General features: G+C 65.2%; 10 protein-coding genes. 6 read left to right on the forward strand and 4 right to left on the reverse strand.

Translation table 11 applies throughout. The annotated features are described in order from the left end of the window. The first annotated feature begins 19 nt into the window (after window positions 1-19). Complete coding sequence (locus tag AC6BOR_RS07460) at window positions 20-1,405, forward strand: MATE family efflux transporter (RefSeq protein WP_498060543.1); 1,386 nt, start codon at window positions 20-22, stop codon at window positions 1,403-1,405. Here the strand turns inward: AC6BOR_RS07460 and AC6BOR_RS07465 are convergent. The 3 genes from AC6BOR_RS07465 to AC6BOR_RS07475 form a co-directional block, all read right to left on the reverse strand. After that, window positions 1,344-2,471 (reverse strand): flavin-containing monooxygenase, encoded by a 1,128-nt coding sequence (locus AC6BOR_RS07465; RefSeq protein WP_498060544.1) that lies wholly within the window; start codon window positions 2,469-2,471, stop codon window positions 1,344-1,346. The two genes, AC6BOR_RS07460 and AC6BOR_RS07465, sit on opposite strands and share 62 nt — an antisense overlap. A 30-nt stretch (window positions 2,472-2,501) precedes the next feature. Further along, a protein-coding gene (locus AC6BOR_RS07470) for an IS3 family transposase (RefSeq protein ID WP_498058281.1) occupies window positions 2,502-3,652 on the reverse strand; the annotation gives its coding sequence in 2 pieces (ribosomal slippage) (window positions 2,502-3,400 and window positions 3,400-3,652; 1,152 coding nt in all). 60 nt (window positions 3,653-3,712) lie between these two features. Then, the gene (locus AC6BOR_RS07475; protein WP_498060545.1) at window positions 3,713-3,925 is read right to left on the reverse strand and encodes an NAD(P)-binding protein; all 213 of its coding nucleotides are present in this window, start codon (window positions 3,923-3,925) and stop codon (window positions 3,713-3,715) included. Window positions 3,926-3,944: 19 nt separating this feature from the next. Between AC6BOR_RS07475 and AC6BOR_RS07480 the strand changes: the two genes are divergently transcribed. From AC6BOR_RS07480 to AC6BOR_RS07495, 4 genes are all read left to right on the forward strand, one after another. Further along, window positions 3,945-4,409, forward strand: coding sequence for a DUF8220 family protein (locus AC6BOR_RS07480; protein WP_498060546.1), 465 nt, complete (start codon window positions 3,945-3,947; stop codon window positions 4,407-4,409). A gap of 364 nt (window positions 4,410-4,773) precedes the next feature. Further along, complete coding sequence (locus AC6BOR_RS07485; protein ID WP_498060547.1) at window positions 4,774-6,369, forward strand: sodium:solute symporter; 1,596 nt, start codon at window positions 4,774-4,776, stop codon at window positions 6,367-6,369. 50 nt (window positions 6,370-6,419) lie between these two features. Further along, entirely contained in the window at window positions 6,420-7,697 is a 1,278-nt protein-coding gene (locus AC6BOR_RS07490; protein WP_498060548.1) for a cation:proton antiporter, read from the forward strand. After that, window positions 7,694-9,220: a tryptophan halogenase family protein gene (locus tag AC6BOR_RS07495; RefSeq protein ID WP_498060549.1), complete on the forward strand. Its 1,527-nt coding sequence runs from the start codon at window positions 7,694-7,696 to the stop codon at window positions 9,218-9,220. The genes AC6BOR_RS07490 and AC6BOR_RS07495 overlap by 4 nt, the downstream gene beginning before the upstream one ends. Here the strand turns inward: AC6BOR_RS07495 and AC6BOR_RS07500 are convergent. Next, window positions 9,217-10,230 (reverse strand): LacI family DNA-binding transcriptional regulator, encoded by a 1,014-nt coding sequence (locus tag AC6BOR_RS07500; RefSeq protein WP_498060550.1) that lies wholly within the window; start codon window positions 10,228-10,230, stop codon window positions 9,217-9,219. The two genes, AC6BOR_RS07495 and AC6BOR_RS07500, sit on opposite strands and share 4 nt — an antisense overlap. Window positions 10,231-10,445: 215 nt before the next feature. Between AC6BOR_RS07500 and AC6BOR_RS07505 the strand changes: the two genes are divergently transcribed. Then, window positions 10,446-13,193 (forward strand): TonB-dependent receptor, encoded by a 2,748-nt coding sequence (locus tag AC6BOR_RS07505; RefSeq protein ID WP_498060551.1) that lies wholly within the window; start codon window positions 10,446-10,448, stop codon window positions 13,191-13,193. Window positions 13,194-13,205: the final 12 nt, after the last annotated feature.

A 13,205-nucleotide genomic window follows, 5' to 3' on the forward strand; every position in this document is an offset into this window, starting at 1 on the left:
CCACAACGAGAACAAGACCATGGGGCAGGCCCCCGATCATGATCAGGCGGCCGGTTCCGGCCTGCGCGCGCTCGCCACGCTGGCGGCGCCGGTGGTCGCCTCGCGCCTGGGCATCATGGCGATGGGCCTTGTCGATACCATCGTCGTCGGCCGCCACAGCTCGGCTGATCTCGGCTATCACGCGCTGGCCTGGGCGGTCACCGGCGTGGTGCTCACCACCGCGCTGGGCCTGCTGCACGGCGTGCAGGTGATGACCAGCCAGGCCATCGGCGAAGGCCGCGCGGCCGACACCGGCGCCATCCTGCGCCGCGGTCTTGCCTATGCCGGCTGGATCGCGATCAGCTTTGCCGCCTTCCTCGCCCTGGCCGGCGGGCCGATCCTCACCGCCTTCCACATGGCGCCGGGGCTCGCCGAAGGCGCCACCCCGGTGCTGCAGGTGCAGGCGGTCTCGCTGATCCCGATCATCATCGCCGATGCCGGCCTGTTCTGGCTGGAAGCGCACGGCCGTGCCCTGCCCGGCACCATCGCCATGTGGCTCGCCAACATCATCAACCTCGCCGTCAATCTGTGGCTGGTGCCCGGCGGCAATCTGCTCGGCGTCGAAGGCGCCGTTGCCAGCGCCTGGGCCACCTTTGCCAGCCGCGGCTTCCTGCTCATTGCGCTCGCCATCATCATCATCCGGTGGGACAAGGCGCGGGATTATGGCGTGTTCGCCTCCGCCCCCGATGATCCCGCCGCCGCGCAGGCGATGCGGCGCGTCGGCTATGGCGCGGCTGGCAGCTATTTCATCGAATCCCTCGCCTTTTCGGCCATGGCGGTGTTCGCCGGCTGGATCAGCGCCACGGCGGTCGCGGTCTGGGCCGTCGTCATCAACGTGGCAGCGCTGATCTTCATGGTGCCGCTCGGCCTGTCGGTCGCCACCTCGGTGCTGGTCGGCCGCGCCTATGGCGCGCGTGATCGGGTGGCGATGCTGGCCTCGGCAGGGCAGGGTTTTGCCGTCACCACCGTGCTGCTGCTGCTGGTCTCGGCCGGCGTCTGGCTGGTGCCGGATCTGATCGCGTCGGCCTATTCGCGCGATCCCGCCGTCATCACCGGCATCGCCAGCGCGATGATCCTCTCCAGCCTGTTCTTCCTCGCCGATGGCCTGCAGGTGGTGGGCGCCCAATCGCTGCGCGCCCGCTCCGATATCGTGGTGCCCACCGCCACCCACATGTTTTCCTATGTGGTGGTGATGATGCCGCTGGCCTGGTGGCTGGGGGTGAAATCCGGCGGCGGCGTCGATGGCCTGATCTGGGCGATCATCGCCGCCAGCCTGCTGTCGGCCCTGTTGCTGTGGGGCCGCTTCATCCTGCTCGGGCGCCAACCGCTGCCGCCGCCGGCCGAACCCGCTTCGCCCCCCGCCTGATCTCGGCGGCGAGATCGGCCACATAAGGCTCGAAATTCACCTGCATGGTGTGGCGGCGGCTGGCATAATAATGGCCCTGATATTTCCGCTCCTCCGCCACGATCACCCGGGCCATTTCGTCGGGCGGCGGCAGCGCATAGCGGCCGGTCAGCCACGCCACCAGCAGCTTTGATTGCTGCTCCGCCAGGTTGACCAGCGTCGGCAACGTCTGCGCCAGGCCCATGAACCACAGGCCGTGCAAGGCCGGATCAGCCTGCACCATGCGCTTGAACAGCGGGATATGATTGTCCACCACCGGCGCGTCGTCGGGGTTCAGGAACGGAAAATCGATGTTGTAACCGGTGGCGGTGATGATCGCGTCCACCGCCTCGCGGCTGCCATCGCTGAACAATACGCCATCGCCGTCCAGCCGGGCAATCGCCGGGCGCACGACGATGTCGCCACTGCCCACCCGGGTCAGAAACTCGCCGCTCACCGTCGGGTGCGCGTCCAGCGGCTCGTGATCGGGCGCCGGCAGGCCATAATCTTCCATGTTGCCCACCAGGCTCTTCACCTTGCGCCGCCCGATCCAGCGCGCCAGCCCCAGCGGCAGCCAGGGCGGCGCCGCCTGCTTGTCGGCCGGCACGCCGTTGAAATATTTGGGCAGCACCCACACGCCGCGCCGGGTCGAAACAATGCAGCGCGCCGTGATGCTGCGCTGGCCCAGTTCCGATGCGATATCCACCGCGCTGTTGCCCATGCCCACCACCAGCACCCGCTTGCCGATCAGATCCAGCGGCGCGAACGGCGTGCGATAGTCATGGGCGTGGATGATGGGGCCATCAAACGCCCCGTCCCACACCGGCCGGTTCGGGCTCCAGTGATGGCCATTGGCCACCACCACGGCACGATAGGCGCGGGTGCCATGCCGGGTGGTCACATCCCAACCGCCATCCCCCCGCCGCGCCACCGCCAGCACCGGCGTTTCAAACTGGACCCGCCCCCGCAGGCCGAAATGATCGACATAGGCGTTGAAATATTGGTTGATCAGGCTGTGGTGCGGAAAATCCGGCCAGTCCGTCGGCACCGGATGACGTGCACCCCTGATTGGTACCGATCAGAAGTAGAGTCCTGTGCTTTGATGGCTGATGGTTGATGTGATGGCAACGGGGTTGGGGGCATGCCCCCAACCCCGTTGGCCGGCGATCTCGGCAGGGGTGCATCCGCCCAGTTTCGAGTGCGGCCTGACGGTGTTGTAGTCGTGCTTCCAGGCCGCGAGGATCGATCTGGCGTGCGCCAGCGATGTGAACAGGGTCTCGTTCAGGCATTCGTCGCGCAGCCGGCCATTGAAGCTCTCCACGAAGGCGTTCTGCGTCGGCTTGCCCGGCATGATGTAGTGCCATTCCACCTGCCGCTCCTGTGCCCAGCGCAGGATGGAGGTCGAGGTCAGTTCGGTGCCATTGTCGCTGACCACCGTCAGCGGCTTGCCGCGGACGGCCGCCAAGCTGTCCAACTCCCGCGCCACCCTTGCACCGGACAGCGACGTGTCGGCCACCAGCGCCAGGCACTCACGCGTGAAGTCGTCGACCACGCACAGGATGCGGAAGCGCCGGCCGCAGGCGAACGCATCACTGACGAAGTCGAGTGACCAGCGCTGGTTCGGCCCCTGCGGCATCGTCATAGGTGCCCTGGTGCCCAACGCCCGCTTGCGGCCGCCACGGCGGCGCACCTTCAACCCTTCTTCCCGGTAGATCCGCAGGAGCTTCTTGTGGTTCGGCGCATGCCCTTCGCGCGCCAGCAGATACCCCAGGCGCCGATAGCCGAACCGCCGCCGTTCGCCAGCCAGCTCACGCAACCTGGTGCGCAAGCCAGCATCATCGGGACGGGTCGGTTCATATCGAACCACCCGCCTCGCGACACCGATCAGACGACACGCCCGCCGCTCGCTCAGCCCGAACGTCTCCCGGGCATGGGCGACCGCATTCCGCTTCGCGTCGGGCGTCACCATTTTTTTGAGCTGATGTCTTTCAACACGGCGATATCCAGCATCGCCTCCGCCAGCAGCTTCTTCAGCTTGGCGTTCTCATCCTCCAGCGACCGAAGCCGCTTGGCCTCGGACACCTCCAGGCCACCGTACTTGGCCTTCCATTTGTAGAACGTCGCCGAACTGATCCCGTGCCGCCGGCAGACCTCGGCAGTCGCCATGCCCGCCTCCTGCTCCTTCACGATCCCAATGATCTGCTCGTCCGAAAACCTGCTCCGCTTCATGCGTCCGTCTCCTCGAGAAACGGACTCTACCCAAAAATGGGACCAATTCAGGGGTGCACGTCACGGAAACTCCTCGAACTGCAACCGCCATTTCGACGTGTCGATGTGCAGCGATTGATAGGCGCTGCTCATGCCGTTGGGATTGTCATAGGCCCAGTTGCCGCCAATCCGGTCCGACGTTTCGAACCAGTCAAAGGCAATGCCTTCATCCACCAGCCGCTTGGCCGTGGTGAAACCGGAACAGCCGGCACCGATCAGGGCAACAGGGCGCATGGGCACATCCTAGGCTGCGGTGGCGGTGCGCCAAGCCCACGATAACGGCAGCGCGCCGCGCTCATCCGAAGCGCGGGCCAGAGCCAAAAGAGGATGCGCCAACGGGCAGTTTCTTATAGTGTTCTCGGATTCCTCGGTTGTAGCAAGCGACCACAACAGCATTGAGAGGAGAGCGAGCTTGAAGAATATATTGGTCGTGGATGATGGAATTAATTGCACATATGATATTTTTGAGGCGTCAGACGATGATTTCTCGAAAATTTTCCCGGCCGAAGGGCAAGATATTGAATTTGTAGAAGATTTTTTTGATCGCGAGGTAGAAAAACAGGCAGGGAATATCATGGATAGAGTTTATTCGACCGTATTGGACAAGAAGACTGTGACAGGCATTCACGGAACGCTTTTTGTTGGACTGCTCATCAAAAAGCCCTTTTATCCTGAGAAAAAAGATCCGCCGATCACTGACAGGTTGGTAGAGCTCTAGGCCATGAAACCATAAACAAAATTACGGTGACAGCATCGAAATCTGCATGGATGCTGACCAATGAAATTCTCCGCAGATGGCATACTTGGCGCGACCTGCTGTGCCCGATGTGTCAATTGATGTGATGCCGCGCGGCAGCGGCCGCCCGCCTTCCCCTTGAGAACCACGTCATGCTGAACGGGTGGCAGCATCCATGGGACCATGCCGCAACGGGCGCGCGTTGCGAGACGCACTCCAATGGATGCCGAAACAGGTTCCGCATGACGAGCGGGATGGTGAGGGACTGCATACGAATACCCGTGCGCCCACCATTGCCGGCCCCGCCCGGCCATGGCACCCGTTGGGCAAAAGGGGATGGATCAACATGGGGCAGGATGTGTTCGCGCGCGGGTTGGCCGGGCTGGATTGGGCCGTGGTCGCCGCCTATGCGCTGGTGGTCATCGGGCTGGGCCTGTGGGCCGGGCGCAAACAGGCCAGCGGCACCGATTTCTTCCTCGCCAGCCGTGACAGCGCGTGGCCGGTGATCGGCCTGTCGCTGCTTGCCTCCAACATCTCGTCCGCCACGCTGATCGGGCTGGCCGGGGCGGCCTATGCCAACGGCATTGCCGTCTACAATTATGAATGGATGGCCAGCGTCATCCTGGTGTTCTTCTGCATCTTCTTCCTGCCGTTCATCATCCGCGCCCAGGTCTATACCATGCCGGAATTCCTTGAACGCCGCTTCAGCCGCGGCACCCGCGCCTATTTCTCCGGCCTCACCATCTTCCTCAGCGTCTTCGTGGACAAGGCCGCCACCCTCTATGGCGGCGCGCTGATGCTCTCCCTGATCTTCCCCGGCGTGCCGCTGTGGCAGATGATCATGGCCCTGGCCGTGCTGGCCGGCATCTACACCATCATCGGCGGCCTGAAGGCGGTGCTCTATACCGAGGTGTTGCAGGCGGTGATCCTGCTCGGCGCCGCCGTGGTGCTGTCGTTCGCGGCCTTTGATGCGGTCGGCGGCTGGGATCGCATCGTCGCCAGCGTGCCGGCGGCCAAGCTGTCGCTGATCCGCCCGATGGATGATCCGTCCGTGCCGTGGACCGGCCTCCTCACCGGCGTGCCGATCCTGGGCTTTTATTTCTGGTGCACCAACCAGTTCATGGTGCAGCGCGTGTTGAGCGCCCGCAATCTTGATCATGGCCGCTGGGGCAGCCTGTTCGCCGGGCTGCTCAAGCTGCCGGTGCTGTGGCTGATGGTGCTGCCCGGCACCTGCGCCATCCTGCTCTATCCGGCGCTGAAAACCCCCGATCTCGTCTATCCCACGCTGATGTTCGATCTGTTGCCCACCGGCCTGTTGGGCCTCGTCGTCGCCGGCTTCCTGGCTGCGATCATGTCGGCCACCGCCTCCACCTTCAATTCGGCGGCGACCCTGTTCACCATGGATTTCGCCCGCCACTGGAACCCCGATCTGGATGGCAAGCGGCTGGTGCTCACCGGCCGGCTCGCCACCTGCGTGTTCCTCGCCATCGCGGTGGTCGTCGCGCCGCAGATCGAACGCTTCGGCAGCGTGTGGCAATATCTGCAAGGCGCCCTCAGCTACACCGCGCCGCCCATCGTTGCGGTGTTCCTGATCGGCCTGTTCTGGCCGCGTGCCAACGCCCGCGGGGCCGCCGCCGCCATCATTGCCGGCCTCGTCATCGGCATCGGCCTGTTCTTCGCCATCAACGTCACCGGCAGCCTCAAGATCCACTTCCTGCACGTGGCGCCGATCCTGCTCGCCGCATCGGCGCTCGCCATGGTCGTCGGCTCGCTCTCCGCGCCGCCGCCGCCGCCGGAAAAAACCGAAGGCCTGTTGTGGAACCGCGGCTTCTTCGATGCCGAAACCGCCGCACTGGCCGGAACGCCGCTCTGGGCCAATTATCGCGTGCTGGCCATTGCCCTGCTGGCAGCCACCGCCGTGATCGTCTGGCGCTTTGCCTGATGGCCAAATGACGTTTATGCAATGCGGCCGATAGGGATGGGGCCAGCATCATGACCACCGGCGTGCACGCCAACGAAGATTTGTTGTTCAGCGTGCTGATCCAGTTGATCATCATGATCGGCGCGGCGCGGGCGCTGAACATTGTCGCCCGCCGCCTGGGCCAGCCCGGCGCGGTGGGCGAGATCATTGCCGGCCTGATGCTGGGGCCCTCGCTGCTCGGCGCGCTGGCGCCAGATCTGTCGATCAGCCTGTTTGGCGCCAGCCCGGCGCCGGCCATCACCATCATCAGCCAGATCGGCCTTACCCTGTTGATGTTCCAGATCGGCAGCGAATTCGAATTCGGCCATCTGGAAAGCCCCCAGCACCGCAAGGGCGCCGCGCTGATCGCCGCCGCATCGGTGCTGGTGCCGCTGGCCGGCGGGCTCGCGCTGGGCTGGATCACCGCGCCGATCCTGGCGCCCGGCATCGATCCCACCCTCTATGCGCTGTTCTTCGGCAATGCGCTGGCCATCACCGCGCTGCCCATCCTGGGCCGCATCCTCGCCCAGTTCGGCCTCACCGACAAACCGGTTGGCGTCGTTGCCATTTCGGCCGCCGCGGTGAACGATGTTGCCGGCTGGGTGATGCTCGCCTCCATCTCGGCGCTGGCGGCGGCACGCTTTTCCGGGCTGGGCCTGGCGCTGCAACTGGCCGGCATCGGCACGCTGCTGGTGATTGCGCGCTTCGTGCTCGCCCCGCTGGCCAGCCGGCTGGTGGCGGCCTTCCCCACCACCGGCGGGCGCATCGATCCCACGCTGATGGCCGCCATGCTGGCGCTGGTGTTCGGGCTGGCCATCTGCACCTACAAGCTGGGGATCTTCGCCATTTTCGGCGGTTTCCTTGGCGGCCTCATCATGCACCGCCACACCGGCTTCGTGGCGGCGTGGAAGGGCCAGGTTGGCGGCTTTGTCCTCGTCTTCTTCCTGCCGGTCTTCTTCACCTACACGGGCTTGCGCACCAACCTGCTCGGCCTTGGCCTTGAGGATCTGTCGTGGCTGGCGGTCGTGCTCGCCGTGGCCATCCTGGCCAAGATCGTCCCTGTCTATGGCGCCGCCCGCCTTGCCGGCTACACCCCGGCCGAATCCGCCGTGCTGGGCAGCCTGATGAACACCCGCGCCCTCATGGAGCTGATCGTGCTGAACATCGGCCGCGATCTTGGCGTCATCCCGCCCAATGTCTTCACCATGCTCGTCGTCATGGCGGTGGTCACCACCATCATGGCCGGGCCGCTGCTGAAATCCCTGCTGCCCCGCACCGGCCACATCATCCCCAGGGGGGTGGAGGCGTGAGGGACGACAATATCAGGTCCGTCTGCATCGTCGGCGGCGGGTCGGCCGGCTGGATGGCTGCCGCCGCACTAGCCCGCAACCTGCCCCACGGCGTTGCCATCCACCTGGTTGAATCCGAAGAGATCGGCACCGTCGGCGTCGGGGAAGCCACCATCCCGCCGATCAAGCTCTTCAACCAGATGCTCGGCCTCAATGAGGCCGATTTCGTCCGCGCCACGCAAGGGTCGTTCAAGCTCGGCATCGAATTTGTCGGCTGGGGCAAGGCCGACCACCGCTATTTCCACCCGTTCGGCACCTTTGGCGCCGATTTCGACAGCGTTGCCATGCACCATTGGTGGAACCGGCAGCGGCTGGCCGGCGATCCCACCCCGCTGGATGATTATTCCATGGCCTGGGTCGCCGCCAAATCCAACCGCTTCGTCCCGCCGGCACAGGATCGCCGGCTGGTGCAGTCCACCTTCGATTATGCCTATCATTTCGATGCCGGCCTCTATGCCCGGGCCCTGCGCGCGCTCGCCGAAAACCTGGGCGTCACCCGCCACGAAGGCCGCATCACCGGTGTCGCCCGCGACGGCGAAACCGGCCACATCACCGCCATCACGCTCGCCGATGGCCGCCAGATCGATGCCGAATTCTGGATCGACTGCTCCGGCTTCCGCGGGCTCCTCATTGCCGAAACGCTCGAAACGCCCTTCATCGACTGGACGCACTGGCTCCCCTGCGACCGGGCGCTTGCCGTGCCCTGCGCCCACGCCAATGGCACCGATGGCGCCGGCTTCACCCCCTACACCCGCTCCACCGCGCACGCGGCGGGCTGGCAATGGCGCATCCCGCTGCAACACCGCATCGGCAACGGCCACGTGTTTTCCAGCGCCTTCATGGGCGAGGATGAAGCCGCCGCCATATTGATGGCCAATCTCGACGGCCCGGCGCTGGCCGATCCCCGCCTGCTTCGCTTCACCACCGGCCGCCGCGCGCAAAGTTGGGCCCACAATGTCGTCGCCATCGGCCTTGCCGCCGGCTTCATGGAGCCGCTGGAATCCACCTCGCTCCACCTTGTCCAATCGGGCCTGATGCGCCTCCTCGCCCTGTGGCCCACGCGCGCCATGGATGCCCATGTCCGTGACGAGTTCAACCGCGCCTCCACCACCGAGTGGGAACGCATCCGCGATTTCCTCATCCTCCATTATCACCTGAACAGCCGCGACGAGCCGATGTGGCGCCACTGCGCCGCCATGCCCATCCCCGACACGCTGGCCAACAAGATCGCCCATTTCGCCAGCCACGGCCGGCTGGTTTCGGATGGGCCCGAACTCTTCCTCAACGCCAGCTGGCTGGCCGTGCATGTCGGCCAATTCAACCTGCCCCGGCGTTATGATCCGCTCGCCGATGCCCGCGCCGCCAATGTCGACGCGCCGCGCCTGTTGTCAGGCCTCGCCCGCGTCATGCGGGAAGCGGCGGCCGAAATGCCCACCCACGCCGCCTTCATCGCCCGCCACTGCGCAGCACCAAAAGCCGCCTAACTCGATCCCCGCACCACCAGCCGCGCCGGCAGCGCCTGCGGGCTGGGCACATCACCGCGCAGCCGTGCCAGCAGGGTTTCCACCAGCACCGTGCCGGCATGGCGGGCATCCTGCGCCACCGTGGTCAGGGGCGGGCTGGTCAGGCTCGCCGCCGGCTGATCGTCAAAGCCCACCACCGCCACATCATCGGGCACGCGCCGCCCGGCTTCGGCCAGCGCCCGCATGGCGCCAATCGCCACCAGATCGCTCACACAGAAGATCGCATCAAAATCCGCGGCGCTGGCCAGCAGGTCGCGCGCGGCCTCCAGCCCTTCCTCCTCGCTGCTGCTGGCGCTGCGCATCAGGGCCGGATCGGCCACCAGCCCGGCTTCGGCCTGCGCTGCCCGCCAGCCTTCGGCCCGGTCCAGAAACTCCGGCGCTCCTTCATTGGCGGTGCCGATGAAGGCGATGCGCCGCCGCCCGCGTTCGATCAGGTGGCGCGTCGCCGCCAGCCCGCCGCCCAGATTGTCGCTGCCGATGGTGGTGCCCAGCTGGCCTGGCCGCAAACTGCCCCAGCGCACGAAATGCGTGCCCTGCGCCACCAGCTGCTGCAGCCGCGGCAGATATTCCAGATAATTGCCATAACCCAGCAGGATCAGCCCATCGGCCTTGCGCGCATCCTCATAATCCACGTGCCAATTGCCCGACAATTCCTGGAAACTGATCAACAGGTCATAGCCATTGGCGGCGCAGGCCTTGGTGATCGATCCCAGCATCGACAGGAAAAACGGGTTGATCTGCGTCTCGCCCGGCGCCGGATCCTCGAAGAACAGCAGCGCCAGCGTGCGCGTCGCCTGCCGCCGCAGGTTCGATGCGTTCTTGTCCACCTTGTAATTCAGCGCGGCGGCAGCGGCGAACACCTTGGCGCGGGTTTCATCGGAAACCGCCGGGTTGCCCGACAGCGCGCGCGACACCGTGGGCTGCGAAACCCCGGCCAGTGCGGCGATATCGAAACTGGTCACCCGTGCCATCGGCCCGGTCACCCTCCCCCACCATCTCAATTGCATACGTATGCTTTTGTTGGGGAAAGACTAGCGTGACATAATTGCCACGTGAATACGTATGTCCGGACATGCGGCGATATTGCGCCGCATGTTGCAGTCACGTCACAAATGCCCTGCTGAAACACCGCATGTGTGAAAGGCCCCTGAAGGGCCGGTGCGGCGCTTTTGGGGGGATGAAACCAATGCGAACCGATTTTGTGCGCGCAACCCTGTTGGCCGGTGCGGCCAGCCCGTTGCTTCTGATTGCCGGGGCCGCCCAGGCCCAAACCGCCCAGCCGGCCCAGCCGCAGGCCGCCACCGCCGACACCGAAGCCGAGGAACTGGTCGTCACCGGTTACCGCCGCTCGCTGCAGGTGGCGCTGGAAAACAAGCTGAACTCTGATCGCATCATCGAATCGGTTAGCGCCGAAGACATCGGCCGCCTGCCCGACAACTCGATCGCCGATGCCATCGCCCGCCTGCCCGGCCTGACGACGCAGCGCCTCAACGGCCGCAGCCAGGTCATCTCGATCCGCGGCTTCGCGCCCGACTTCTCGTCCACCCTGCTCAACGGCCGCGAACAGGTCACCAACGGTGACAACCGCTCGGTCGAGTTCGATCAATATCCGGCCGAAGTCATCAACCAGGTGCTGGTCTACAAGACCCCGGACGCCAGCCTGGTGGCGCAGGGCCTGTCGGGCACCGTCGATCTGCAGACCATCCGCCCGCTGTCCTATGGCAAGCAGGTCATCTCGGTCGGCGCCCGCTATGAATATACCGACAACGGCCGCCTGAACGCCGGTTCCAAGCAGTTCGGCTGGCGCGGTTCGGCGCTCTATGTCGACCAGTTTGCCGATGGCAAGGTCGGCGTGCTGCTCGGCATCAGCCACATCGATTCGCCCACGCAAACCGAACGCTTCAACGCCTGGGGCTATCCCAACGCCAACGCGTCGAACACCGTGATCGGCGGCAGCAAATCCTATGTCGACAGCGTCCGCCTGCAGCGCACCGGCATCACCGGCGCCCTGGAATTCAAGCCGACCGAAGATCTGACCGTTGCCTTCGACGGCTATTACAGCAAGTTCAAGGAAGACCAGATCCTGCGCGGCATCGAACTGCCGCTGTTCTGGTCGGCCGCCCAGCTCGCCCCCGGCTTCCAGACCGCCAACGGCCTCGTCACCAACGGCACCTTCAACGGCGTCAAGGGCGTCGTGCGCAACGATGCCAACCGCAAGAGCGCCGATCTCTATTCGGGCGGCATCAACCTGAAGTGGGAAAATGACGATTGGCAGGTGATCGGCGATGCCAGCTATTCGGGCATCGACCGTTCGGAACTGGTGCTGGAAACCTATTCCGGCACCGGGCGCAACGCGCTGGGCGCCACCGACAGTCTGGGCTTCACCATGACCGATCGCGGCGCCACCTTCCGCCCGACGCTCAACTATGGCGACTATAACCTCATCCGCCTGACCAGCCCGCAGGGCTGGGGCGGTGATGTCGCCAACCCGGGCGGCCAGCCGATCCGCAACGGGCAGGATGGCTATTACAACGACCGCCAGATCAGCGACGAGCTCTATGCCTTCCGCGCCCAGGTGGAGCGCAAGCTCGATGGCCCGATCAGCGCCATCCAGGTCGGTGCCAACTACACCAACCGCGAAAAGAAGCTGACCCCGGATGAATATTTCCTGGGTCTGAAGGGCAACGCCGATGGTCTGACCAGCGTTGCCATTCCCACCGATCAGCGGCTTGGCACCACCAACCTCGGCTTCCTCGGCCTGGGTCCGATGGTCAGCTATGACCCGATCGCCCTCTTGAACAGCGGCATCTACAACCTGGTGCGCAACCCGAACGCGGATGTGAACACCAAGGGCTGGACGGTGCGTGAAAAGGTCTTCACCGGCTGGGTGATGGGCAAGATCAACGCCGACATCGGCGATGCCAAGCTGACCGGCAACGTCGGCGTCCAGGTGGTCAGTGTCGATCAGAGCTCGACCGCGCTGGTCTCCTCGGGCAGCGGCGCCGGCGTCATCTCGACGCTGCGCACCGATGGCGCCAAGTACACCGATGTGCTGCCGTCGGCCAACCTGTCGCTGCGCCTGCCGAGCGACGTGGTCGTCCGCCTCGGCGTTGCCCGCCAGCTCGCCCGCCCGCGCATGGACGACATGCGCGCCGCCATCAACTACAACTTCAACCCGGCCCTGGGTCAGACCCCCGGCGTCACCCCCTGGGGCGGCGGCGGCGGTAACCCGAAGCTGCGGCCGTGGCGCGCCAACGCCATCGACCTGTCGGTTGAAAAATATTTCAACGGCAAGGGCTATGTCGCACTGGCCGGCTTCTACAAGGATCTGAAGAGCTACATCTACGAAGTGGCGCAGCCGTTCAACTTCACCGGCTTCCCGCTGCCGTCGGGCGTGCCGGAACCGCTGACACGCCAGGGCTTCGTCACCCAGTGGGTGAACGGCAACGGTGGCCAGCTCTATGGCGCCGAACTGTCGGGCCAGCTGCCGTTCAGCACCTTCACCCAGGCGCTCGATGGCTTCGGCATCAACGGCTCGGTGGCCTGGACCAAGTCCAAGGTGGCGCCGTCGCCGGGTGCCAGCCCGGATGATCTGCCCGGCTATTCGCGTTGGGTCACCAACCTGACCGGCTATTACGAAAAGAACGGCTTCTCGGCCCGCGCCTCCATGCGCACCCGGTCGTCGTTCCTGGGCGAACTGCGCGGCTTCGGCGGTGGCAACCAGCGCCGCCGTGCCGATGGCGAGCTGATCCTCGACACGCAGATCAGCTATGAAATCCAGGGCGGCGCCTTGAAGGGCCTCACCCTGCTCGCCCAGGCCCAGAATCTGACGAACGAACCGTTCGTCACCTTCAACCCCGGCCGTCCTCAGGAAATCATCGACTACCAGGATTATGGTCGTCGCTTCCTGATCGGCTTCAACTGGCGCTATTGATCGCGCCATGAT

Source organism: Sandarakinorhabdus sp. FBCC-B8862 (assembly GCF_059745315.1).

What these genes read in the sequence shown, in the direction of transcription:
- AC6BOR_RS07460 (WP_498060543.1), top strand. Translation starts at nt 20, where the DNA reads ATGGGGCAGGCCCCCGATCATGATCAGGCGGCCGGTTCCGGCCTGCGC.
- AC6BOR_RS07475 (WP_498060545.1), bottom strand. Translation starts at nt 3,925, where the DNA reads ATGCGCCCTGTTGCCCTGATCGGTGCCGGCTGTTCCGGTTTCACCACG.
- AC6BOR_RS07485 (WP_498060547.1), top strand. Translation starts at nt 4,774, where the DNA reads ATGGGGCAGGATGTGTTCGCGCGCGGGTTGGCCGGGCTGGATTGGGCC.
- AC6BOR_RS07490 (WP_498060548.1), top strand. Translation starts at nt 6,420, where the DNA reads ATGACCACCGGCGTGCACGCCAACGAAGATTTGTTGTTCAGCGTGCTG.
- AC6BOR_RS07500 (WP_498060550.1), bottom strand. Translation starts at nt 10,230, where the DNA reads ATGGCACGGGTGACCAGTTTCGATATCGCCGCACTGGCCGGGGTTTCG.
- AC6BOR_RS07505 (WP_498060551.1), top strand. Translation starts at nt 10,446, where the DNA reads ATGCGAACCGATTTTGTGCGCGCAACCCTGTTGGCCGGTGCGGCCAGC.